The organism is Azoarcus sp. Soil_N_20, from assembly GCF_057656155.1.
This window is the reverse complement of record NZ_JBDGKX010000029.1, coordinates 1-21,427: the sequence shown is the minus strand read 5'-3', so window position 1 is coordinate 21,427 and position 21,427 is coordinate 1. Positions and strand designations below refer to the sequence as shown.

Annotated in this window: 17 protein-coding genes and 1 pseudogene; 11 read left to right on the top strand and 7 right to left on the bottom strand. The window is 65.8% G+C overall.

Translation table 11 applies throughout. The annotated features are described in order from the left end of the window. From AC3A35_RS27295 to AC3A35_RS27285, 3 genes are all read left to right on the top strand, one after another. The coding region (locus tag AC3A35_RS27295; protein WP_487439704.1) for an ABC transporter ATP-binding protein C-terminal domain-containing protein at nt 1-275 on the top strand (275 nt) is incomplete at its 5' end. A gap of 19 nt (nt 276-294) precedes the next feature. Continuing rightward, nucleotides 295-1,287 carry a ketopantoate reductase family protein gene (locus AC3A35_RS27290; RefSeq protein ID WP_487439703.1) on the top strand — a complete coding sequence of 331 codons (993 nt, stop codon included), beginning with the start codon at nt 295-297 and terminating at the stop codon, nt 1,285-1,287. A gap of 36 nt (nt 1,288-1,323) precedes the next feature. After that, a complete protein-coding gene (locus AC3A35_RS27285; RefSeq protein ID WP_487439702.1) occupies nt 1,324-2,097 on the top strand; it encodes a class II aldolase/adducin family protein in 774 nt (257 codons plus the stop codon). Nucleotides 2,098-2,230: 133 nt separating this feature from the next. Here AC3A35_RS27285 and AC3A35_RS27280 read toward each other — a convergent pair whose 3' ends face one another. The 4 genes from AC3A35_RS27280 to AC3A35_RS27265 all read right to left on the bottom strand — a co-directional run bounded on the left by AC3A35_RS27280 (nt 2,231) and on the right by AC3A35_RS27265 (nt 7,863). Further along, the gene (locus AC3A35_RS27280; protein WP_487439701.1) at nt 2,231-3,655 is read right to left on the bottom strand and encodes an aldehyde dehydrogenase family protein; all 1,425 of its coding nucleotides are present in this window, start codon (nt 3,653-3,655) and stop codon (nt 2,231-2,233) included. 95 nt (nt 3,656-3,750) lie between these two features. Continuing rightward, a complete protein-coding gene (locus AC3A35_RS27275; RefSeq protein ID WP_487439700.1) occupies nt 3,751-4,599 on the bottom strand; it encodes a transporter in 849 nt (282 codons plus the stop codon). A 72-nt stretch (nt 4,600-4,671) separates the two neighbouring features. Then, complete coding sequence (locus AC3A35_RS27270; protein ID WP_487439699.1) at nt 4,672-6,795, bottom strand: PQQ-dependent dehydrogenase, methanol/ethanol family; 2,124 nt, start codon at nt 6,793-6,795, stop codon at nt 4,672-4,674. Nucleotides 6,796-6,912: 117 nt separating this feature from the next. Beyond that, on the bottom strand, nt 6,913-7,863 hold the full coding sequence (locus AC3A35_RS27265) for a helix-turn-helix domain-containing protein (protein WP_487439698.1): 951 nt from the start codon (nt 7,861-7,863) through the stop codon (nt 6,913-6,915). A 541-nt stretch (nt 7,864-8,404) separates the two neighbouring features. On the opposite strand from AC3A35_RS27265, the gene AC3A35_RS27260 reads away from it, so the two are divergent. The 8 genes from AC3A35_RS27260 to AC3A35_RS27225 all read left to right on the top strand — a co-directional run bounded on the left by AC3A35_RS27260 (nt 8,405) and on the right by AC3A35_RS27225 (nt 16,469). Next, nucleotides 8,405-10,012, top strand: coding sequence for an AMP-binding protein (locus AC3A35_RS27260; RefSeq protein WP_487439697.1), 1,608 nt, complete (start codon nt 8,405-8,407; stop codon nt 10,010-10,012). Between the two features lie 101 nt (nt 10,013-10,113). Beyond that, nucleotides 10,114-11,286, top strand: coding sequence for an ABC transporter substrate-binding protein (locus AC3A35_RS27255; RefSeq protein WP_487439696.1), 1,173 nt, complete (start codon nt 10,114-10,116; stop codon nt 11,284-11,286). A gap of 112 nt (nt 11,287-11,398) precedes the next feature. After that, the gene (locus AC3A35_RS27250) at nt 11,399-12,319 is read left to right on the top strand and encodes a branched-chain amino acid ABC transporter permease (protein WP_487439695.1); all 921 of its coding nucleotides are present in this window, start codon (nt 11,399-11,401) and stop codon (nt 12,317-12,319) included. A 5-nt stretch (nt 12,320-12,324) separates the two neighbouring features. After that, entirely contained in the window at nt 12,325-13,365 is a 1,041-nt protein-coding gene (locus AC3A35_RS27245; RefSeq protein ID WP_487439694.1) for a branched-chain amino acid ABC transporter permease, read from the top strand. Next, nucleotides 13,365-14,138, top strand: coding sequence for an ABC transporter ATP-binding protein (locus tag AC3A35_RS27240; protein WP_487439693.1), 774 nt, complete (start codon nt 13,365-13,367; stop codon nt 14,136-14,138). The genes AC3A35_RS27245 and AC3A35_RS27240 overlap by 1 nt, the downstream gene beginning before the upstream one ends. Further along, nucleotides 14,135-14,845 carry an ABC transporter ATP-binding protein gene (locus AC3A35_RS27235; protein WP_487439692.1) on the top strand — a complete coding sequence of 237 codons (711 nt, stop codon included), beginning with the start codon at nt 14,135-14,137 and terminating at the stop codon, nt 14,843-14,845. The genes AC3A35_RS27240 and AC3A35_RS27235 overlap by 4 nt, the downstream gene beginning before the upstream one ends. After that, nucleotides 14,838-15,767 (top strand): alpha/beta hydrolase, encoded by a 930-nt coding sequence (locus AC3A35_RS27230; RefSeq protein ID WP_487439691.1) that lies wholly within the window; start codon nt 14,838-14,840, stop codon nt 15,765-15,767. Before AC3A35_RS27235 ends, AC3A35_RS27230 begins: the two co-directional genes overlap by 8 nt. Before the next feature lie 177 nt (nt 15,768-15,944). Continuing rightward, entirely contained in the window at nt 15,945-16,469 is a 525-nt protein-coding gene (locus tag AC3A35_RS27225; RefSeq protein WP_487439690.1) for a MarR family winged helix-turn-helix transcriptional regulator, read from the top strand. 602 nt (nt 16,470-17,071) lie between these two features. On the opposite strand, the pseudogene AC3A35_RS27220 reads toward AC3A35_RS27225, so the two are convergent. The 3 genes and pseudogenes from AC3A35_RS27220 to AC3A35_RS27210 form a co-directional block, all read right to left on the bottom strand. After that, nucleotides 17,072-18,278 (bottom strand): annotated as a pseudogene (locus AC3A35_RS27220) (IS91 family transposase). Between the two features lie 17 nt (nt 18,279-18,295). Further along, nucleotides 18,296-19,183, bottom strand: coding sequence for a tyrosine-type recombinase/integrase (locus tag AC3A35_RS27215; RefSeq protein WP_487439689.1), 888 nt, complete (start codon nt 19,181-19,183; stop codon nt 18,296-18,298). 1,194 nt (nt 19,184-20,377) lie between these two features. Continuing rightward, the coding region (locus AC3A35_RS27210) for a mandelate racemase/muconate lactonizing enzyme family protein (RefSeq protein ID WP_487439688.1) at nt 20,378-21,427 on the bottom strand (1,050 nt) is incomplete at its 5' end.

Below are 21,427 nucleotides of genomic sequence, written 5' to 3'. Positions count from 1 at the left end.
AGCTCTTGATGCTCGACGAGCCGAGCCTGGGGCTGGCGCCGCTGATCGTGCGCGAGATCTTTCGCATCATCGCCGAGTTGAGAAGGCGCGGGGTGTCGATCCTGCTGGTCGAGCAGAACGCGCGCGCCGCGCTACAGGTGGCCGACTACGCCTATGTGCTCGAGACCGGGCAGATCGCGATGGAAGGCCCGGCCGAGAAGTTGAAGGACGACCCGCGGGTGATCGAGGCCTATCTCGGGCTCGGGGGCAAGCATCAGGCGATGCTGGCGACCTGAATTCTTCCTGGAGTCCACCATGTCCCACTCCGAACCAAAACGCATCTGCATCGCCGGCGCCGGCGCGATCGGGTGCACGATCGCCGCCCGCCTCGCGCTGGCCGGGCACGCCGTCAGCGTGCTCGCGCGCGGCGCGACGCTGGAGGCGATCCAGCGCGACGGCATCACCCTGACCGATCCCGAAGGCACCCACCGGGTGCCGGTCCACGCCGGCGAACAGGCCGACTTCGGCGTCCAGGATGTCGTCTTCGTCTGCGCCAAGGCGCAGGACCTGGCCACGATCCTGCCGCGACTGCAGCCGCTGATCGGCGAACATACCATCGTCGTACCCACGGTAAACGGCGTGCCGTGGTGGTACTTCCACGGCGAAGGCGGCCGCTTCGCCGACGAGACCGTGCACGCGGTCGACCCCGACGGAGGGCTCTCGGCCATGCTGCCGCTGCGCCACATCATCGGCAGCGTGGTGTTCATTGCTGCCGAGGTCGAGGCGCCGGGCCAGGTGGTGGCGCGCACCCCGCACCTGATCATGTTCGGCGAACCGGAAAATGGCCTCAGCCCGCGCCTGCAGGCACTCTGTGCGGCGGTCGAGGCCGGCGGCATCGAGGCCCGCCCGCTGGAGCGCATCCGCGACAAGCTGTGGACCAAGATCATCGCCAACATCAGCACCAACCCGCTGTCGGTGATCACCGGCGCGACGCTCGAAGAGCTCTACACCCGCCCCGAGCTCAAGGAAACCGTGGTCGCGATCATGCGCGAGGTGCTGCTGGTGGCCGCAAGCTACGGCGCGCGGGTGGAGATCGACCCGCTGACCCACCTCGAACTCGGCGCCGCGATGGGGCCGGTGCGGACCTCGATGCTGCAGGACTACGACAAGGGCCGGCCGCTGGAACTCGCCGCGATCGGCGATGCGGTGCTCGAACTGGCGGCCCGCTTCGACCTCCCGATGCCAGTCACGCGCAAGGTCATCGCCCTCGCCCGTTTTCGCGGCACCCAGAGCGCCCGCCACGCCTGACCCTCACTCCCATCCTCTCAGAGAAAAGGACACGCCATGAATGCAGCCGCCAGCCCCGCCGCCGTCAAACCCGAGCATTGCAGCGACGCCGAGTGGGCCCTTCGCATCCGCCTCGCCGAGTGCTACCACCTGGTGGACTTCTTCGGCTGGACCGAGACCATCTTCAACCACATCTCCGCGCGCCTGCCCGGCGGCGAGCACGCCTACCTGGTCAATCCCTTCGGCCTCAACTACACCGAGGTGACCCCGGCCAACCTGTTGAAGGTCGACCTCGCAGGCAACAAGGTCGAGCCCTCGCCCTATGACGCCAACCCCGCTGGCTTCGCGCTGCACAGCGCGATCCACGGCGCGCGCGAGGACATCCACTGCGTAATCCACACCCACACCAATGCGGTGTCGGCGGTGGCGCAGAAGAAGGCCGGCTTTTCCCACGACAATTTCTACGGCGCGCAGCTTTACGGCCGCGTCGGTTACCACGCGTTCGAGGGCATCACCCTGTTCGCCGAGGAGAAGGGCCGCATGCTTGCCAGCCTGGGCGACAAGCACATCCTGGTGCTGCGTAACCACGGCGTGGCGGTCGGTGAAATGGATATCGAACGGACATTCTTCCTGCTATGGACGGTGCAGCGCGCGGCCGAGATCCAGTGCCACGCCGGCATGATCCCCGGCGAAGACACGCCACTGCCGGTCGAGATCGGGCAGAAATGCGCCGACCTCACCCAGATGCTAATCCGCGACTCCGGCTTCGCGGTGAAATTCTTCGATGCGATGGTGCGCAAGATGCGCGCGGCACGCGGTGCACTATGGTGAGTCCGGAGCGAGCGGTCGCCATAAAAAAAATGCCGCGCAGCATCCGCTGAACGGCATTGCCCCATCACGGGCGACAACGCTGCTTTGGCCGCGGGACAGTCCAAAGCAGCGCGGAGGAGCGGTACGCCGCCGGTCAACGCTTCATGATCTTCAGGGTCTGGATCGACGTGTATTCCTCCAGGCCGTAGCGCCCGAACTCGACTCCGATGCCCGACTGCTTGACCCCGCCGAAGGGAGCATCGGGCTGGACCGCGCCGTGCTCATTCACCCAGGCAGTGCCGCATTCGAGCTGCATGGCCACCGCGGCCGCGCGGGCGCGATCGTTCGACCATACCGAGCCGCCCAGCCCATTGTCGTTGTCGTTGGCGCGCGCGATCGCCTCGTCGAGGTCGGTGTAGCGGATCACCGGCAGCACCGGACCGAACTGCTCCTCGTCGACCACCCGCATGCCGTCGGTCGCGTCGGCGATCACCGTCGGCGGGTAGAAGTAGCCTGCCCCGGCGCACGGCTGGCCGCCCGACAGGATGCGCGCGCCGCGCGCGCGGGCGTCCTCGACCAGCTCATGGACGAAGTTCAGTTGCGCCTTGTTCTGCACCGGACCGAGCTGGGTATCCGACATCATGCCGTCGCCGACCACGGTGTCGCGGGCGATGCGGGCAAGTTCGGCGACCAGTTCCTCGTAGATGCTGTCGTGCACATAGAGGCGCTTGAGGCAGGCGCAGGTCTGGCCATTGTTGTGGAAGCCGACGCCGAACAGGCGCGGCGCAACCGCCTTCGGGTCGACGTCGGCCAGCACGATGCCGGCGTCGTTGCCGCCGAGCTCCAGGGTCAGCCGCTTCAGGTTGCCGGCGGCGCTCTGCATGATCCTGCGCCCGGTCGGGGTCGAACCGGTAAACACGATCTTGTCGATGCCCGGGTGGCAGGCCATGGCCGCGCCGATATCGCGCTCGCCGCTGACGATGTTGAGCACGCCCGGCGGCAGGATGGTGTTGGCGAGCTCGACGAAACGCAGCGTGGCGATGGGTGTCAGCTCCGACGGTTTGATCACCACGGTGTTGCCGGCGCGCAGCGCCGGGATCACATGCCAGATTGCGATCATCAGCGGCCAGTTCCACGGCGTGATCGAGCCGACCACGCCGAGCGGCTTGCGATGCACTTCGATGCGCGCCTCGTCGTTGTCCTGGATCACCTCGACCGGCAGCTCGAGTCCGGCGGTGACGCGGGTCCAGGCGATCGCACCGCCCACTTCCATGCCGGCACCGACACCGTTGAGGCCGCCGAGCGGCTTGCCGGTCTCGCGGGTGACGAGTTCCATCAGCTCGGGCATGTTGGCCTCGAGCGCGTCGGCCAGCGCAAGGATCAGGCGCTGGCGCTCGACCTCCGCACTGCGGCTCCAGGCCGGGAAGGCCGCGCGGGCCGCGGCGACGGCCAGGTCGACATGCGCCGGCGAACCTGCCTGCACCGCGGCGAACGCGGCGCCGGTGGCCGGATTGACGACCTCGAAGGTGCGATCGGCAATGACGGCCTTGCCGCCGATGGTCATGTTGAAGGTCTGCATGCTTCGTATCCTCGCTTGTTGAACCTGGAAGTCGGAATCGTCGGCGACCGGGACACGGCCGCCCGGCCCGACGCCGACGATCGGGACGCCATGAATCAGAAGACCTTGACCAGGCGAGTCTGGATGCCGCGCGTCAGCGGGCCTTCCCTGACCTGGGTGTCGTGGCTGTATTGCAGTTGCACCTGCCAGCTAGGGGCGACGAAGGAGGCCCAGGTCAGGGTCAGGTTGCCGTTATCGTGCTCGCCCGCCAGCGTGGCGCCGTTCAGGCGCTCCTTCGCGCCCCAGTTGTGCCGATAGGACAGCGCAAGATGGGTCGCATCGGTGAGGTGATAGCGCAAATGGGTATGGACCTGAAACAGCGCGTCGCGGCGAACATCGGTCTTGCGCTCGTCCTGGTAGAACTCGACCTCGCCGATCGCATCGACGGTCCACTTCGGACCGAGCTTTCGCACGTAGCCGAGCTGGAAATCGGCGGCCCAGCGATTCTGGCTGAGCGCGAAGCCCTCGTTCTTGTCGCTGCCGGTCGGCGCGGTGATGAACACCGACCAGCCCAGATGCTCGCCGCGCTCGAAGTCCGCGATGGTCCACAAGGTGCCGCCGAAGGTCAGATCGCCGATGCCCGAGGTCGTGCTGTCGGCCAGGCCGACGCGCTGGCGGCCGAAGGGCAGGATCACCTGTGGATCGACAATGTAGTCGCCCCACTTGGCGAAATGCACATAGCGGACGACGCCGACGTCGAGCGCGAGATCGAGATCGTCGACGACCTTGTTGCCGCGGCTGTAGACCTTGTCGGCGGTGTGGTGCTGGTAGTACAGCACCAGCAGGTCGGTGCCCGGCGGTGCAGCCTGGTAGTCGCCGCCATCCGGTTTGACGTCGGCATGGGCAAGGCTGGCGCCGAACGTCAGGACGAGAGTGGCCGTCAGGCCGCGCAGGGTCTGTTTCATGGTGAGTCTCCAGATTGTGGTTTTTGTGGTGAAACGGGGACGGCGAGGCCGCCCCGGGACGAGGCGCGACGCTCAGGGCCTGGCTGCGCTCGCGGTTTCCTGACGGAGGTCGTGTGCCCGCTTGATCAGGTACTGGTGAATGCGATCCGCATCGGCCTCGGCGATCGTGCCGGCGAACGGCGGCATACCCTTCGCGGCGCGCGCCCCCATCAACACGATGTCCTTGAACTGCCCATGCTTGCGCGCATCGAGGTAGCGCAGGTCGGGCAGCACGCCGCCGGAGATCGCGTTCAAGCCGTGGCAACTGCCGCAGAAGCCGTTGTACAGCGTCCGCCCGGCGGCCACATCGTCCGCGCTGGCGGTCACCGCGGGCGGTTGCGGCACCGTCTGCGGAGCCTGCTGCGGCGCGGGCAGGGTGGCCTTGCCGCCGAGCTTGTAAGTAAGCACGCGGGCTTCGGGGCGTACCTTGGCCTCGACCGACAAGGGCCCGAGGAGCAAGGGGAAGGTACCGCCCCAGCCGGCCATGAAGCTGACGTACTGCTCGCCGGCCACCTCGTAGGTGACCGGGCCGGCCATGACCCCGGTATTGGCCGGGGACTCCCACAGCAGCTTGCCGCTGTCGGCCGCGTAGGCCGTGACCCGCCCGTCGGCGGTACCCTGGAACACCAGGTTGCCGGCCGTCGACAGCGTGCCGCCGTTGTAGATGGTGTGATAGTCCTGGCTCCAGGCCGCCTTCTGTGCAACCGGGTCCCAGGCCAGCAGCTTGCCCTTGAAGCTTGCGGCGATCTGCCTGACGACGGCCGGATCCTCAGGAAGATCGGGCACATCCACCCCCAGATTGACCACCGACTTGTGCGCGATGCGTTGCGGGTCGGCCGGCGCGGACAGCATGCCGGCAGTCTCCTGCATCGGGATATACACCAGACCGGTCTTCGGGTTGAACGACATCGGATGCCAGTTGTGGGCGCCGATGAAAGCGGGCGAAATGAGCTTGGGCCCCTTCAGGTAATTGGCCGCTTCTTCGTCCACGACCGGGCGACCGGTCTTGAGATCCACATGCGTAGCCCAGTTGACCGGCGCGAATTTCTCGGCCGACAGCAATTGACCGGTGACCCGGTCGAGCACGTAGAAGAAGCCGTTCTTGGGTGCCTGCATCAGGACCTTGCGCGGCTTTCCATCGACCGGGAGCTCGGCCAGGATGATGTGCTGGGTGGCGGTGTAATCCCACATATCACCGGGCGTGGTCTGGTAATGCCAGACGTAGTCCCCACTGTAGGGGCGCAGTGCGACGATCGAGGACACGAACAGGTTGTCGCCCTTGCCCTCGGAGCGTGCCTGACGGTTCCACCACGACGCGTTGCCGGTGCCGATGTAGAGCAGATCCAGTTCCGGATCGTAGGCCATCGAATCCCAAACCGTTCCCCCACCGCCCTGCTTCCAGTACTCGGCGCCATGCCAGGTCTTGCGCGCGATCCCCATCGCCCGGTCGTCCTTCTCCAGCGCCGGGTCGCCGGGCACGGTGAAGAAGCGCCAGGCGAGCTTGCCGCTCTCCGCGTCGAAAGCCGAGATGTAGCCGCGTACGCCGTACTCCGCGCCACCGTTGCCGACCAGGACCTTGCCCTTGATCACCCGCGGCGCGCCGGTAATCGTATAGCTGCGGCCATGGTCGATCACGGTGTCGGTTTCCCACAGCTTGCGTCCGTTGCGCGCATCGAGGGCGATCAGGCGGCCGTCATAGGCCCCGACGAAGACCTTGCCCTGCCACACCGCGACGCCGCGGTTGACCACATCGCAACACCCCTCGGACAGACGAATGCCCGGAACCTCGGGGTCGTATTTCCACAGCTGTTTGCCGGTGCGTGCATCGAACGCATACACGATGCTCTTGGCCCCGGTGGTGTACATCACACCGTCGACCACGATCGGGGTGGCTTCGACCCCCCGGTCCACGTCGAGCTTAGCGGTCCAGGCCAGTCCGAGCTGGCCGACGTTGCCGTCGTCGATGCGCTTGAGTGGGGAAAATCGCTGCTCGTCATAGGTGCGGCCGTGGCTCATCCAGTTGCCCGGCTCGCTGTCGGCCGCGATGATGCGGGCGCCATCGACCGCGGCGGGCCCGGCCGGGGCGGCCGTTACCGCGCAGGCGATCGGCAGAAGGCAGGTCGCGCCGGCAAGGCGCACGAGGTACGGCAGTGTCATGGTGTCTCCCCATCGTTTTATTGAACTACGAGGAGGAGTTTCGCAGGCCGATCCGCTGCGCGCTTTACGCTCGGTGCACGCCGGTTTGTACCCGCGTGCACTTCGGACCGCCGTCGTTCAGCGCCGCTCGCGCCACTCCCGTGGCGGCAGGCCGAAGCGGCTCTTGAACAGCCGGCTGAAGTGAGCGCTGTCGCAGAAGCCGCTATCGAGCGCGATCTCGGTGATCGTCTGGTGGCGGCGCGCAGGGTCGGCCAAGGCCGTGCGGCAGCATTCGAGCCGGGTTTCCAGAATGAAGCTGCCCGGGGTCACCCCCAGCGCGTTGAACAGCGTGTACAAGGCCCGGCGCGACATATGCAGCGCCGCGGCCAGGCGGTCGGGGGTGAGGCAGGCATCACCCAGATGGTCGAGAACATAACGTCGGGCATCGGCAAGCCGCCGCTCCAGGCGGCTGTCGGCATTGTGCGCCGGTGTCTGCGCCAGGATCGCCGCGGACAGCATGCGCCCTGCCGCATCGACCACCGCCTTCGCGCCCTGCGATTCGCTCGCGACACCCGGGCCGAACATCGACATCAGCGCAAACAGCGCGCCACGGGAACAGGCATCGTTCGCCAGCGGCAGGCCGCAGATACGTTCGCTGACGCCCTGCCATTCGCGGCAACTCTGGTGCGGAAGCAGCAGCACCAGGAACTGGCTGTCGTCGCCGAGCTCGATCGAGTACGGCCGCGTCGTGTCATACACCGTCCACCCACCGGGTTCGAGCATCGAGCGGTTGGAGCCCTGTTCGATCTCGCAGCGTCCCTGCAGCAGCCAGAAGGTCTTGAAATAGGCCTCGTCGGAACGATCGGCAAGCGTTCGCGTGCGCGTCACCCGGTGGGCCTGGGTGCGCACCATCGCCAGTCCGGTTGCGGCGTGGTCGAGGAGGTCGATGTGGGCAACGAAATCCTCGGTCCGGCGTGCCGAGTGCTCCAGTGGCAAGAAGCGCTCATTGACGGTATCGGCCCAGGCCCGGGCCGACCGGATCGGCAGCGAACTCAACTGCGGGCCCAGGACGAGTTGGGGGGTATCCATGTCTCTGTCTCCTGATGGCATGGTTCGGATGCACCGACCACGCTTCGTATTCGATATGAACAAACATGAATGCAGCCGATCTATGCGCTGCGGCCTGAAGAAATGCACAGGGAAACCTGCACGCGTAGATCGGCGGGGAATGATAGGGCCTGGGGGGCGGGATTGCCACCATGGCGTCGACTCTCGCACGGTCATTGCCGCCGTCCCGCCAGGTGCATCCGGCGAAGCTTCCGCCGTCGCTGCCGTTCGCTACATCCGGCTCCGATACACTCACACTGCTCGCCGCACTGAATGCAGGCACAACGAACCAAACGCCAAAACATTCTGTCTTACAGTCACTTGTAAATTTTCCATTCATTTTCATATATTTCATGTATAAATTATTCTAGTTTTTATTGTTTATCTATTGACTTCATTCCCCATTTGGCAAAAACTTGTTCCATGACGTGATGCGGCAGCGTTCAGGCCGATACCACAACGGGCCGTCAGAGTCCGACATCGAACGAGGGCCCCCGGCCCCCAATGGCAGAGGAATCAAGCAATGAGCACAAGTGCCCATATCGACCGTTTCGTCATCGACCACCTGCCGCCCGTCGAGCAGTGGCCGGAACTGGTCTTCGAGCGCCCCGAGCTGCAGTTTCCCGCGCAACTCAACGCCACCACCGAACTGCTCGACCGCGCCGTCGCCGAAGGCCACGGCGAGCGTCCGGCGATCATCGGCAAGGACATCCACTGGACCTATCGCCAGCTGCAGCAGCAGGTGAACCGCCTCGCCCGCGTGCTGGTCGAGGACATGGGCCTGGTGGCGGGCAACCGGGTGCTGCTGCGCGGCGCCAATACGCCGTGGCTGGCCGCATGCTGGCTGGCGGTGTGGAAAGCGGGCGGCGTCGCGGTCGGCACCATGCCGCTGCTGCGCGCCAAGGAACTCGGGGAAATCGTCAAGCTCGCCGAGGTCAGCCATGCGCTGTGCGACGCCGGCCTGGCCGAGGAGCTGGTGGCCGCCCGCGCCGAGAGCCCGGGCCTGCGCCAGCTGATGCTGTACGGCCCCGACGGCGAACTCGAGGCACGCGCGGCGGCGAAGCCCGACAGCTTCGACACCGTCGCCACCGCGGCCACCGATCCGGCCTTGATCGGCTTCACCTCGGGCACCACCGGTATCCCCAAGGGCACCATCCATTTCCACCGCGACGTGATGGCGATGTGTGAGGTCTTCCCCCGCCACTGCCTGCAGCCCGGCGCCGGCGATGTCTTCATCGGCACCCCGCCGCTCGCCTTCACCTTCGGCCTCGGCGGCCTGCTGTGCTTCCCGCTGTGGGCGCGCGCCAGCACGGTACTGCTGGAAAAGCTCGCCCCCGAGCCGCTGATGCAGGCGATCCAGGACCACAAGGCCACGATCTGCTTCACCTCGCCCACCGCCTATCGCCAGATGGCGGGCCTGGTCGGCAAGTACGACATCGCCAGCCTGAAGAAATGCGTCTCCGCCGGCGAGGCGCTGCCCACCGACACCCGCGACAAGTGGCGCGAGGCGAGCGGCATCCAGATCCACGACGGCATCGGCGGCACCGAGATGATCCACATCTACATCGCCTCCGGCCCGGAGGACTACCGCCCCGGCGCGCTCGGCAAGTTATTGCCGGGCTACCGCGGCATGATTGTCGATGAAGAGATGAACCCGCTCCCACCGGGTGAAGTCGGCAAGCTCGCGATCAAGGGCCCGACCGGCTGCCGCTACCTCAACGACGAGCGCCAGACGAACTACGTGCGCGACGGCTGGAACCTGCCCGGCGACGCCTTCCACATGGACGAGGACGGCTACTTCTACTACCACGCGCGCATCGACGACATCATTGTCACCTCCGGCTACAACGTCTCCAGCCCCGAGGTGGAATGGGCCCTGCTCGCGCACCCGGTGGTGGCCGAATGCGGCGTGGTCGGGGTGCCCGACCCCGACCGCGGCCAGATCATCAAGGCCTTCATCGTGCTCAAGCCCGGCATCGAAGGCGACGATGCGCTGACCCGAACGCTGCAGGACTTCGTCAAGCAGACTGTGGCGCCGTACAAATATCCGCGCGCCATCGCCTACGTCGACAGCCTGCCCCGAACCGAAACCGGAAAGCTGCAGCGTTTTCGGCTGAAGTCCCCCACCTGAGCGATCCCGCAACAGCCTGGCGATGCCGTCGATGACGGCACGCGGGGATTCCTGTTGCCCAGAAGTTCGCCCCTCAAGCCGTCATCCCTCTGGAGAGAACCATGATGATCAGCAAGACCTGCGTCGCCCTCGCCTGCTCCACCCTGCTCGCCGCCGGCTCCGCGCTGGCCGCCGACAGCATCAAGGTCGGCATGATGACCACCCTGTCGGGCCCCGGTGCGGGCCTCGGCATCGACATCCGCGACGGCTTCGAGCTCGCGGTCAAGCACCTCGGCGGCAAGCTCGGGGGCCTGAACACCGAGCTCATCGTGGCCGACGACGCCCAGAACCCGGAAACCGCCAAGCAGATCACCGAGCGCTTCATCAAGCGCGACAAGGTCGACGTCGCCACCGGCGTGGTCTTCTCCAACATCATGCTCGCGGTCGGCCCCGCCTTTTTCGGTGCCGAAACCTTCTACATCAGCGCCAACGCCGGCCCCAGCCAGTACGCCGGCGCCGGGTGCAACCCGTTCTTCTTCAACGTCGCGTGGCAGAACGACAACCTGCACGAGGCGATGGGCAAGCACGTCCATGACAAGGGCTTCAAGAAAGTCGCGCTGCTCGCCCCCAACTACCCGGCCGGCAAGGATGCGCTGACCGGATTCAAGCGCTTCTACCAAGGTGCGGTGGCCGAGGAGATCTACACCAAGCTCGGCCAGCTCGACTACGCCGCCGAGATCGCCCAGGTCCGCGCCGCAGGGGCCGATGCGCTGTACATCTTCCTGCCCGGCGGCATGGGCATCAACTTCATCAAGCAGTACGCGCAATCGGGCATGACGAAGAAGACGCCGCTGTTCGCCCCCGGCTTCTCCGGCGACGAGGACGTGGTGAAGGCGGTGGGCCCGGCGATGGAGGGCGCGTTCAACACCAGCCACTGGTATCGCGAGATGGACAACCCGGTGAACCAGCGTTTCGTTGCCGACTTCCAGAAGGACTTCGGCCGCCTGCCGACGCTGTACGCCTCGCAGGGCTACGACGCCGCGATGCTGATCGACGCCGCGGCCAAGGCCGCCGGCGGCAAGATCGAGGACAAGGCCGCCTTCCGCAAGGCCTTGCAGACGGTCAAGGCCCCGACCACCCGCGGCGAGTACCGCTTCGGCAACAACCACTACCCGGTGCAGGCCTACTACCTGCGCGAGGTGGTCAAAAACGGCGATGGCACGGTGAGCAACAAGTACGCGGGCAAGGTCATGGACCAGCACGCCGACGCCTACGCCAAGGACTGCGCGATGTAAGCCCTGGCGCGCTCCGTTTTACGGAGCCCCGCCGGCCACTACCGACTCCCGGGCCCCGCCTCGCGCGGCGGCCGCGGGCTCCCGTTGCCTTCTGACCAATGGCAGGTCTCCCATGCTCTATCTGATCATCGAACAGGCCCTCAACGGCCTGCAGTACGGGCTGATGCTGTTCCTCCTCGCCGCCGGGCTCACCCTCGTGTTTGGCATCATGGACCTCATCAATCTCGCCCATGGTTCGCTCTACATGATCGGCGCCTTCCTCGCCGCCGCCTTCTACCAGTGGCTGGGGAGCTTCTTCCCGGCGCTGCTGCTGGCGATCGTTGCCACCGCGCTGATCGGGGTGATCCTCGAACGCCTGCTCTACCGCCGCCTGCAGGGCATGAGCCATCTCGCCCAGGTGCTCGCCACCTTCGCCCTGATCCTGATCGCCAACGAGACGATCAAGATCATCTTCGGCGCCCAGCCGCTGATGATCGGCATGCCGGCGAGCCTGTCCGGCCCGGTCGAGCTGGTGGCCGACGAGCTGTACTACCCCGCCTACCGGATGCTGATCATCGGCGTCGGCCTGGCAGTGGCACTCGGCCTCTACCTGCTGGTGAACCGCACCCGGATCGGCATGTGGATGCGTGCCGGCGCCTCCAATCCGCAGATGGCGGCGGTCATGGGGGTGCGGATCAAGCCGCTGTTCACCTTCGTGTTCGCCCTCGGCGCCGCGCTGTGCGCGCTGGCCGGCGCCCTGCTCGGCCCGCTGCTCGCGGTCTCGGTGGGGATGGGTGAGTCGATCCTGATCCCGGCCTTCGAGGTGATCGTGATCGGCGGCATCGGCTCGATGCGCGGCGCGCTGGTCGGCGCCCTGCTGGTGGGCATGATCGACACCCTCGGCCGCCTGATGCTGACCTTCGGCCTCAAGCTGGTGATCGACGGTTCCACCGCCGCCACCCTCGGCCCCACGCTGGCCTCGATGATGGTGAGCCTGCTGATGGTGAGCGTCCTCTTCTTCCGGCCGCAAGGCCTGTTCCCGGCACGGGGGTAAGCACCATGACATCCAGATTCGGCCCTAGCCGCACGACCGAAACCCCGCTGCTGATCGGCCTGCCCGGCCCGTGGACGGCGATCGCCGTGGCCGTGCTGCTCGCGCTCTATCCGCTGGTGATGAGCGCGCTCGGCGAGGACTTCTTCATCGGCGTGGGCAGCCGCGTGCTGATCCTGGCGCTGGCGGCGAGCGCGCTCAATCTCGCGCTCGGCTACGGCGGCATGATCAGCCTGGGCCACGCCGCCTTCCTCGGCGCCGGCGCCTACGCGGTCGCCATCCTCGCCAAGTACGGCGTGGTCGCGGCGTGGATCGCGCTGCCGCTCGCGGTGGTGGTGGCCGCCTTCGCCGCCTTCCTGATCGGTGCGGTCAGCCTGCGCACGCGCGGGGTGTATTTCATCATGATCACGCTCGCCTTCGCCCAGCTGTTCTACTACCTGGCGATCTCGCTGCCCGACTTCGGCGGCGACGACGGCCTGCCACTCGCCGCCCGCTCGGTGATCCCCGGCCTGCCGCTCGACGGCGATCTCGGCTTCTACTACTTCGTGCTGTTCACCGCCGGGCTCGCCTTCGTGCTGCTGTACCGCCTGGTGGCCTCGCGCTTCGGCCGTGCGCTGGTGGCGATCCGCGAGAACGAGCGGCGCATGGCCGCGATCGGCTACCCGGTGTATCGGCTGAAGCTGATGGCCTTCACCCTGTCGGGCGGGCTCGCCGGGCTGGCCGGCGCGCTGCTCGCCAACCTCAGCATGGGGGTCACCCCGCACACCCTGACCTGGCACCAGTCCGGCATCCTGATGGTGATGGTCATCATCGGCGGTTCGGGCTATTTCTGGGGCGGCATCACCGGCGCGGCGATCTTCCTGCTGCTGGAGGAGACCATCTCTGCCCACACCGAGCACTGGAACCTGATCCTCGGCGCGCTGCTGCTGTTCATCGTGCTGGTGGCGCCGGACGGGGTCATGAGCCTGCGCGAACGGGTGGCGAAGCTGCTGCGCCCGGGCGCGGCGCCGCAAGCCCCCGCAATCCCCGCATTCGAGGAGAAGGCGTGATGAGCCACACCATCCTGAAGGTTGAGCAACTGGTCAAGCGCTTCGGCGGCCTGGTCGCTACCGACTGCTGCGAACTCGAGATCCGCGCCGGCGAAGTCCATGCGCTGATCGGCCCCAACGGCGCGGGCAAGACCACGCTGCTCGCGCAACTGTCGGGCGAACTCGCCTCGGACAGCGGCCGCATCCTGTTCGAGGGCCGCGACATCACCCGGCTGCCGATCCATCAGCGGGTGGCGGCCGGCATCGTGCGCTCGTTCCAGATCACCACGCTGCTGCCGCGCCTGACCGTGGGCGAGAACCTGGCGCTGGCGGTGCAGGCGCGCACCGGCCACTCCTTCGACTTTCTCGGCACCGTGGCCGACGAGTCCGATCTCGACCACGGCGCCGACGCGGCCGCGCACCGGGTCGGCCTGTCCGACGTGATGGAGCGGATTGTCGGCACCCTGTCGCACGGCCGCCAGCGCGCACTCGAACTGGGCATGGCGCTGGCGTGCAAGCCGCGCCTGCTGCTGCTCGACGAGCCGATGGCCGGCACCGACCCGGAGGAGTCCAAGCGCATGGGCGAACTGATCCACAGCCTGCGCGGCGAGCACACCCTGATCCTTGTCGAGCACGACATGGACGCGGTGTTCCGCCTCGCCGACCGGGTCTCGGTGCTGGTGGCCGGGCACGTGATCGCCAGCGGCATGCCCGACCAGATCCGCAACAACCCGCAGGTGATCGCCGCCTATCTCGGCGAGAATGAAACATCGGCCGCGGAGGAAGTGCAATGAGCAGCCTGCTTTCCATCGAAAACCTCGAAACCGGCTACGGCGCCAGCCAGGTGCTGTTCGGCATGAACCTCGAGATCGGCGAAGGCGAAGCCGCCACTCTGCTCGGGCGCAACGGCATGGGCAAGACCACCACGCTGCGCGCGGTGTTCGGCCAGTTGCCAGCGTGGTCGGGCGAGATCCGCTTTCTGGGCGAACGCATCGACGGCCGCCCGACCGAGCGCATCGCGCAGATGGGACTCGCGCTGGTGCCCGAGGGCCGCCAGATCTTCCCCAACCTGTCGGTGAAGGAGAACCTGCTCGCCTTCGCCGCCAACCGCAGCGCGAGTCGCGCACCGTGGACGCTGGAGCGCATCTACGAGTTCTTCCCGCGCCTGCAGGAGCGGGCGCAGAACATGGGCAACCAGCTCTCGGGCGGCGAGCAGCAGATGCTGGCGATCGGCCGCGCGCTGATGACCAACCCCCACCTGCTGATCCTGGACGAGGCCACCGAGGGCATCTCACCGCTGATCCGGCGCGAGATCTGGAACGTGCTCGGCCGCCTGAAGGAAGCCGGTCAGGCCATCCTGGTGATCGACAAGTACCTGAAGGAGCTGATGCGGGTCGCCGACCACCACGCCTTCATCGAGAAGGGCCGCAGCCCGTGGAGCGGCGATAATGGCGCACTTGCCGCAGAACCCGAACTCTGGGAGCGCTACCTTGGTGTCTGATCCCCGCAACCGCGACGCCCGCAATCCGACCTTCCCCCGCCCCTTCACCCCGCCGCCCGAGCTGCAACCGGCGCCCGGCACCGACTTCGCCCGCGAGTACGACGTCGCCGGGCGGGTGCCGGACTTCGCCGGCAGCCTCGCAGAGTGGGCGACGCGCGCCGGCTTCGCCCGCGCCACCCATCCGGGCCTGCTCGACCTGCGTTACGGCGAGACCGAGGCCGAGACCCTCGACCTGTTCCTGCCCGAAGCGCGCGTCGATGGCGGCCATCCACTGCTGGTCTTCATCCACGGCGGCTTCTGGCGCCGCCTGGACAAGAGCGACTTCTCCTGGATCGCCCCGCCCTACCTCGAGCGTGGCATCGCGGTGGCGCTGGTGAACTACGGCCTCGCGCCCGCCACCACGCTGGAGACGATCGTCGCCCAGATCCGGCGCAGCCTTGCCTGGCTGTACCTGGAGGCCGATCGCTACGGCATCGACCCGACCCGGATCATCGTCTCCGGCCACTCCGCCGGGGGCCATCTCACCTGCATGGCGTTCGCCACCGAATGGCCCACCTTCGACGCCGACCTGCCCTTCGATCTGCTCGCCGCCGGCATCGTGCTCAGCCCGGTGGTCGATCTCGCCCCGCTGGCCGCGGTACCGCTCCTGCACGGCGACCTCGATTTCAACGCCAAACGGATCGCCACGCTGAGCCCGATCCGCCTCGCACCGACGACCGAAGCGCCGCTGATCGGCGCCGTCGGCGGCGACGAAAGTGCCGAGTTCCGCCGCCAACTCGCGCTGCTCGCCCACGGCTGGCCGCAAGTCTGGCGCGGAGCGGTGCCGATGCCCAGTCACGACCACCTCACGCTGTGCGATGAATTTGCCCGGCCCCGGTCGGCGCTGTTCGAAGCCTGCATTGCGCTGATCGACGGACTTTGACCGCCGGTAGGCCGCCACTGCGGTCGTGCGCACGACGCGCCGGGCGCGATCGGGATGCGCCGGATTCAGTCTTTCATCATCAATTTAGAGATGAATGATTTAGTCGACGTCGAGGAGTAGAATGCCTTTGAACAGCGGGAAGTCGCCCGCTGCGCTTCGCAACCTGCAGGTACCACCATGACCACAGACCAACTGGACACGATCACCCTACAAGACCCGGAAGTCATCGACCACGAGACCCGTGCCAGAGACGACGACCACGAGGCGCTACGTGTGTGGCTGCGGCTGCTGACCTGCACCAACACCGTCGAGTCACGCCTGCGCAACCTGCTGCGTACCGGTTTCGACTCCACGCTGCCGCGCTTCGACATGATGGCCCAGCTCGACCGCAACCCGGACGGGCTGAAGATGCGTGAACTGTCGCGCCGTCTGATGGTGACCGGCGGCAACGTCACCGGTCTCACCGACAAGCTGGTCGAAGAAGGCCTGGTCGAACGCCGCGACGACCCGCGTGACCGCCGCGCCTACTCGGTGCACCTGACCCCGGCTGGCAAGCGCGCCTTCCGCCAGATGGCCAAGGCTCACGAGGGCTGGGTGATCGAGCTGTTCAGCGGCCTCGACCACCACGAAAAGACGCAGCTGCTCGAGCTGCTCAACCGCCTCAAGCGCCACCTCGCGCAGATCGACCCCAACCTGTCCTGAATCTCGGCTGGACGGCGCTCGACCGGTCTGGCCTTCTGCAGCACGGCCCGGTCGGCTGCAGGTGGTCGGGTGTGAACCCCATGTGTAGGAGCCCCCCCTTGCGGCGGGCGGAAGCCCGCCACGGACAAGTCATCGCCCGGAGCCGATCGTTACGCGTGATCGGCCGTGAACGTCGCTGGTAGGGCGGGCTTCAGCCCACCAGGGACAGGAAATCGGCCTTATGTGGAGCTCCCGATAAGGCAGAGGGGTTTTTAGCCTGGCGAACGCGGCCCGCAGGCGCGGATCCGGTAGTTCGATGCCCGGACCGCGTTCGGTAGGCTAAAAAGCCGGTTGGACTGAACCGCCGGCACGGGCGTCAGGACTATGGGGATTCAATCCGGACGTGCTCGTCCGGGCATGCAGAATGCGTAGACTTGGAGAAATCAGACGACCTTCGCGCGATGCCTTCACGGTCACCGAACGGCTTCCGCGTAGGCCCGAGCAGGTACATCGCGTGCTACGGATTGTCGGTGGTGCCAATCTGCTCACGCGAACGACAGGAACCTCGACGTTTCCGGAAGGCGTCCGGAAACCCCTGGGACGAGAGGCCGTTGCGGGTGAGTTCATGCGGCGATGCCCGGCGGCGCCCGAGGCCAGGAACCGGGCTTGAAGGTTTCAATGCAGACCATGTGCCCCCGCCCGCACTGCGGGCAGTCGCGCAGGGACTTGCCGGTGAGACGCTGGAAGCGGTCACGGTAGTCGAGGGGCGCGCCTTCGGCGATGCGCGCGCCAGGCGCGGCGACACCGAGCAGTTCCCGGCAGAGGTTGAGTGCGCGCAAGCGGTGGCGGTTGGCCAGCAGGCCGTAATGCCGAATCCTGTGGAAGCCACTGGGTAAGACATGCAGCAGAAAGCGGCGGATGAACTCGTGCGTGTCGAGGCGCATCACCTTGTTGCGCTGGCGATGACGATAGTCCTTCCAGCAAAAGCTCACCGAGTCTTCGGTGTGATCCACCAGGCGGTTGTTCGAGATCGCGACGCGGTGAGTGTAGCGGCCCAGGTACGCGAGAACCTGCTGCGGACCGCCGAAAAGGCGGTTTGGCGTAGACCACCCACTCGGATGCCCGTGCCGGAACTAGATATCGCGCGAAGGCAGCCGGCGCTTTCAGTCTGCCCAAGGCATGGAAGAAGTGCAGTTCGCCGGCGTCGAAGGCGTGCAGCAACCGCTCGAGGAACAGCCGACGGAAGAGCCGGGACAGCACGCGAACGGGCAAGAAGAACCCCGGGCGACAGCCGATCCAGCGCGTCCCATCGGCGGAAAGTCCCCCTCCAGGCACCACGCAATGCAGATGCGGGTGATGCAGCAGATTCTGGCCCCAGGTGTGCAGGATAGCGATGAAGCCGATCTCGGCCTCCAGGTGTTTCGGATCGGCGGCGATGGTACGCAAGGTCTCGGCGGTGGCCTGAAAGAGGATCTCGTAGACCACCGCCTTGTTCTGATAGGCGATTGCCGCGATGTCCTCGGGTATCGTGAAGACGACGTGGAAATACTCGACCGGGAGCAGATCGGCTTGCCGGGCTTCCAGCCACTGTGCCCGCACCAGGGACTGGCATTTCGGGCAATGTCGGTTGCGACAGCTATTGAACGCGACGCGCTGGTGCCCGCAGGCGTCACAGCGCTCGAGATGGCCGCCGAGGGCGGCGGTGCGGCAACGCTCGACGGCCCCCATGACCCGATACTGCCCCCGGCTGAGGGTTGCCGCATGGTCCTGCCGGTAGGCGGATCCGGCCCCACGGAAGATGTCCGCCACTTCCAGGGCAGTGGCGCGCATGTTTGCGCCTGCCGCCGTCAGAAATGGATAGGTGGGCGCGGTCGGGGCGTCGGCAGTTGAGGCGCTGTGACCTTCGGCAAGAGATCGAACGGACTGGTCGTGGCGCAGACGGTGGACGTGGCCACCTTCAGGTAACGCGAGGTCGTGGCCAGACTGCGATGACCGAGCAGCAACTGGATGGTGCGCACATCGGTGCCCGATTCCAGCAGATGAGTGGCAAAGGCGTGGCGAAGCGAATGCGGAGTGACCGGTTTCTGAATACCCGAGGCGCGGTGCGCTTTCTGGCACGCCAATTCGACGGCACCCCGGGTAATCGGCTGATCTGGCAAGTCGCCCGGGAACAACCATGTCGGCGACCGCGCGGATTTCCAATAGCCCCGAAGCGCCTCGAGTAACCGGGGCGACAGCATCACATAGCGATCCTTGCGCCCTTTGCCCTGATCGACCCGCAGGACCATGCGCGCGCTGTCGATGTCGGTCACCTTGAGGTGGATGGCCTCCGAGATGCGCAACCCCGCTGCATACGCCGTCATCAGGATCGTGCGGTGCTTGAGGCTGTCGACCGACGCGAGAAACTGCGTAACCTCCTCGCGGCTGAGCACCACCGGCAGTTTGAAGGGCCGCTTGGGCATCGGGATTTCCTCGACTGCCCAGTCACGCTTGAGCGTGACCTTGTACAGAAATCGCAGCGCACCGGTGGCAACACTGAGGGTGCTTGCAGCGAGCTTGCGGGACTGCGTCAGATAGACCTGATAGTCACGGATCTGCTCGGGACCGAGTTCATCGGGTGAGCGGTGAAAGTGGCGTGCATAGGCCGAAACCTGTTGCAGGTAGGCCAACTGGGTGTTGCGGGCGAGATTGCGAACGCCCATGTCTTCGATCATGCGTTGCCGAAGCGGTGTCATGACAAAGCTCCTCGTCGGAAAGGACGGAAGTGCTGCGAACAGCACCACCATCCTTGTCCAACGCAGGCTTCGTGTGAATGCGCCTGATCTGCGCCCCCGCCCGTCGATCAACCCCCTACCGCGTCAGCGGTTTAGTCCAACTCATGTTTACCTCGTACAAACCCATGGCGCCTGGCTTTGGGGAACAACATCTCGGGATGCTCAACATAATCGAGGCATCTACATAATCGGCCTGAGCTGCCTTTCAGGGTGCGTCGATTGAGCGACTGCAATGGAGGCGACAGCCGCCGCACGCTGCTCAGCTCTATCGAACGGCAGGTCTCCCTTTCCTCGATCTGGTGGTTTCGACCCTCAGCGCCCTGATGACATTCCCATCCGCCACGTTTGTTGTCGTTCTCACGAAGCAAGTATTGGGGCGCTGTTTGGGCACAGTCGGCGGTTGAATTCAAGTGGAAATCAGGTCGTCGTTGTGAACAGCGAGGCGATTTGAGAACACGGCATTTCGGACGTACCGCTACTTGTTGACGTACCGGAAAGCCCGGAGCAGGTCAGGGACGCAAGTCCTGCGGAACCTCCTCCATAAATACCAACGGTGAATCAACCTGCAGACAAATCGCGTAACCGTTACTTACCGCCCTGAACCAGCAAACAGGAAATGCCCGACGCCATTGCTTCAATCTAGCCAACAGCTGATGGTGTTCAAGTGAAAAGTATCTTCTATCGGTCGCTTCTAAAAGGGTCGAAATATCAAGCATGGCTTCCGTCACCTGCCGTTTGTAAGACCGCTATTGTCGCGCTGCCGGCATTCGACGGCCAACGTTCCGCCGTGCGGTCCCGAGGCATGACCGGCAGAAGTTTGAGCCGAGCCGCCGTTCCACCGACCGGTCCACTTGATGGGCGACTTTCCGGTGATGGCCGATAGTTCGGGGTCGGCATCTTCCCCCATAGCAGCCAGTCGCCACGAGTTCAAGAATCAGGCTCCGATCGGCCAACAACTGCCGCACGTCATTCCGACAAAGCGGCCGTTCGAATGGCTCCTTCGCTCGGAGAGCAGCCGGCCCCCTACCCGAAGACCCTGCCCGAATCAGCAATCAACTCGCGCTGCCAGACGAGCCGCTTTCCAAACGAGAGCGTATCCGGAGCGCCTCGTGATGCGCCACACCGGCGCCTTTGGACGACGGTGTGGATTGAGCCCTATTCCGCGAGCTTACGCATCTCGCAGATCAGGTCGGACTTACCCTCGAAGCCGATACCCGGCAACTCCGGCAGCGTAACGTAGCCGTTCTCCACCTTGACCCCATCGGGGAAGCCGCCATAGGGCTGGAACAGATCCGGGTAGGACTCGTTGCCGCCCAGGCCGAGGCCGGCCGCAATGTTGAGTGACATCTGGTGGCCACCGTGCGGAATGCAGCGACTGGCCGACCAGCCGTGCTGCTTCAACATGTCCAGCGTGCGCAGGTACTCGACCAGGCCGTAGCTCAACGCGCAGTCGAACTGCAGCCAGTCGCGATCGGGGCGCATACCGCCGTAGCGGGTCAGGTTGCGCGCGTCCTGCATCGAGAACAAATCCTCGCCGGTCGCCATCGGCTTGTCGTAGTAGTTGCGCAGTGTGGCTTGCAGCTCGAAGTCCAGCGGGTCGCCCGGCTCTTCGTACCAGAACAGGTCGTATTGCGAGAGCGCCTTGGCGTACTGGATGGCGGTATCCAGATCGAAGCGCCCGTTGGCGTCCACCGCCAGCTTCTGGCCGTCCTGCAGCACGCTCAGGATCGAGTCGATCCGGCGCAGGTCTTCATCCACCGATGCGCCGCCGATCTTCTTCTTGACCACCGTGTAGCCGCGATCGATGTAGCTGCGCATTTCGTCCTTCAGTTTCCCGTGATCCTGGCCGGGGTAATAATAGCCACCAGCTGCGTACACGAAGATCCTGCGATTCGCCTTGCCGTCACCATAGCGATCGGCCAGCAACTGGAAGAGCGGCTTGCCTTCGATCTTGGCCACCGCGTCCCAGACCGCCATGTCGATCGTGCCGATCGCAACCGAGCGCTCACCATGGCCGCCCGGCTTTTCATTGGTGAACATGCAGTTCCAGATCTTGTGCGGGTCGAGGTTGATGCCGGTGGCGTCGACCAGGCTTTCCGGGTCGGCTTCCAGGATGCGTGGAATGAAACGCTCGCGCATCAGGGTGCCCTGGCCATAACGGCCGTTGGAGTTGAAGCCGTAGCCGATGACCGGTTTGCCGTCGCG

Excerpts from the sequence above, each read along its gene's own strand:
- AC3A35_RS27290 (WP_487439703.1), top strand. The coding sequence starts at position 295 with ATGTCCCACTCCGAACCAAAACGCATCTGCATCGCCGGCGCCGGCGCG.
- AC3A35_RS27285 (WP_487439702.1), top strand. The coding sequence starts at position 1,324 with ATGAATGCAGCCGCCAGCCCCGCCGCCGTCAAACCCGAGCATTGCAGC.
- AC3A35_RS27280 (WP_487439701.1), bottom strand. The coding sequence starts at position 3,655 with ATGCAGACCTTCAACATGACCATCGGCGGCAAGGCCGTCATTGCCGAT.
- AC3A35_RS27275 (WP_487439700.1), bottom strand. The coding sequence starts at position 4,599 with ATGAAACAGACCCTGCGCGGCCTGACGGCCACTCTCGTCCTGACGTTC.
- AC3A35_RS27270 (WP_487439699.1), bottom strand. The coding sequence starts at position 6,795 with ATGACACTGCCGTACCTCGTGCGCCTTGCCGGCGCGACCTGCCTTCTG.
- AC3A35_RS27265 (WP_487439698.1), bottom strand. The coding sequence starts at position 7,863 with ATGGATACCCCCCAACTCGTCCTGGGCCCGCAGTTGAGTTCGCTGCCG.
- AC3A35_RS27260 (WP_487439697.1), top strand. The coding sequence starts at position 8,405 with ATGAGCACAAGTGCCCATATCGACCGTTTCGTCATCGACCACCTGCCG.
- AC3A35_RS27255 (WP_487439696.1), top strand. The coding sequence starts at position 10,114 with ATGATGATCAGCAAGACCTGCGTCGCCCTCGCCTGCTCCACCCTGCTC.
- AC3A35_RS27250 (WP_487439695.1), top strand. The coding sequence starts at position 11,399 with ATGCTCTATCTGATCATCGAACAGGCCCTCAACGGCCTGCAGTACGGG.
- AC3A35_RS27245 (WP_487439694.1), top strand. The coding sequence starts at position 12,325 with ATGACATCCAGATTCGGCCCTAGCCGCACGACCGAAACCCCGCTGCTG.
- AC3A35_RS27240 (WP_487439693.1), top strand. The coding sequence starts at position 13,365 with ATGAGCCACACCATCCTGAAGGTTGAGCAACTGGTCAAGCGCTTCGGC.
- AC3A35_RS27235 (WP_487439692.1), top strand. The coding sequence starts at position 14,135 with ATGAGCAGCCTGCTTTCCATCGAAAACCTCGAAACCGGCTACGGCGCC.
- AC3A35_RS27225 (WP_487439690.1), top strand. The coding sequence starts at position 15,945 with ATGACCACAGACCAACTGGACACGATCACCCTACAAGACCCGGAAGTC.
- AC3A35_RS27215 (WP_487439689.1), bottom strand. The coding sequence starts at position 19,183 with ATGACACCGCTTCGGCAACGCATGATCGAAGACATGGGCGTTCGCAAT.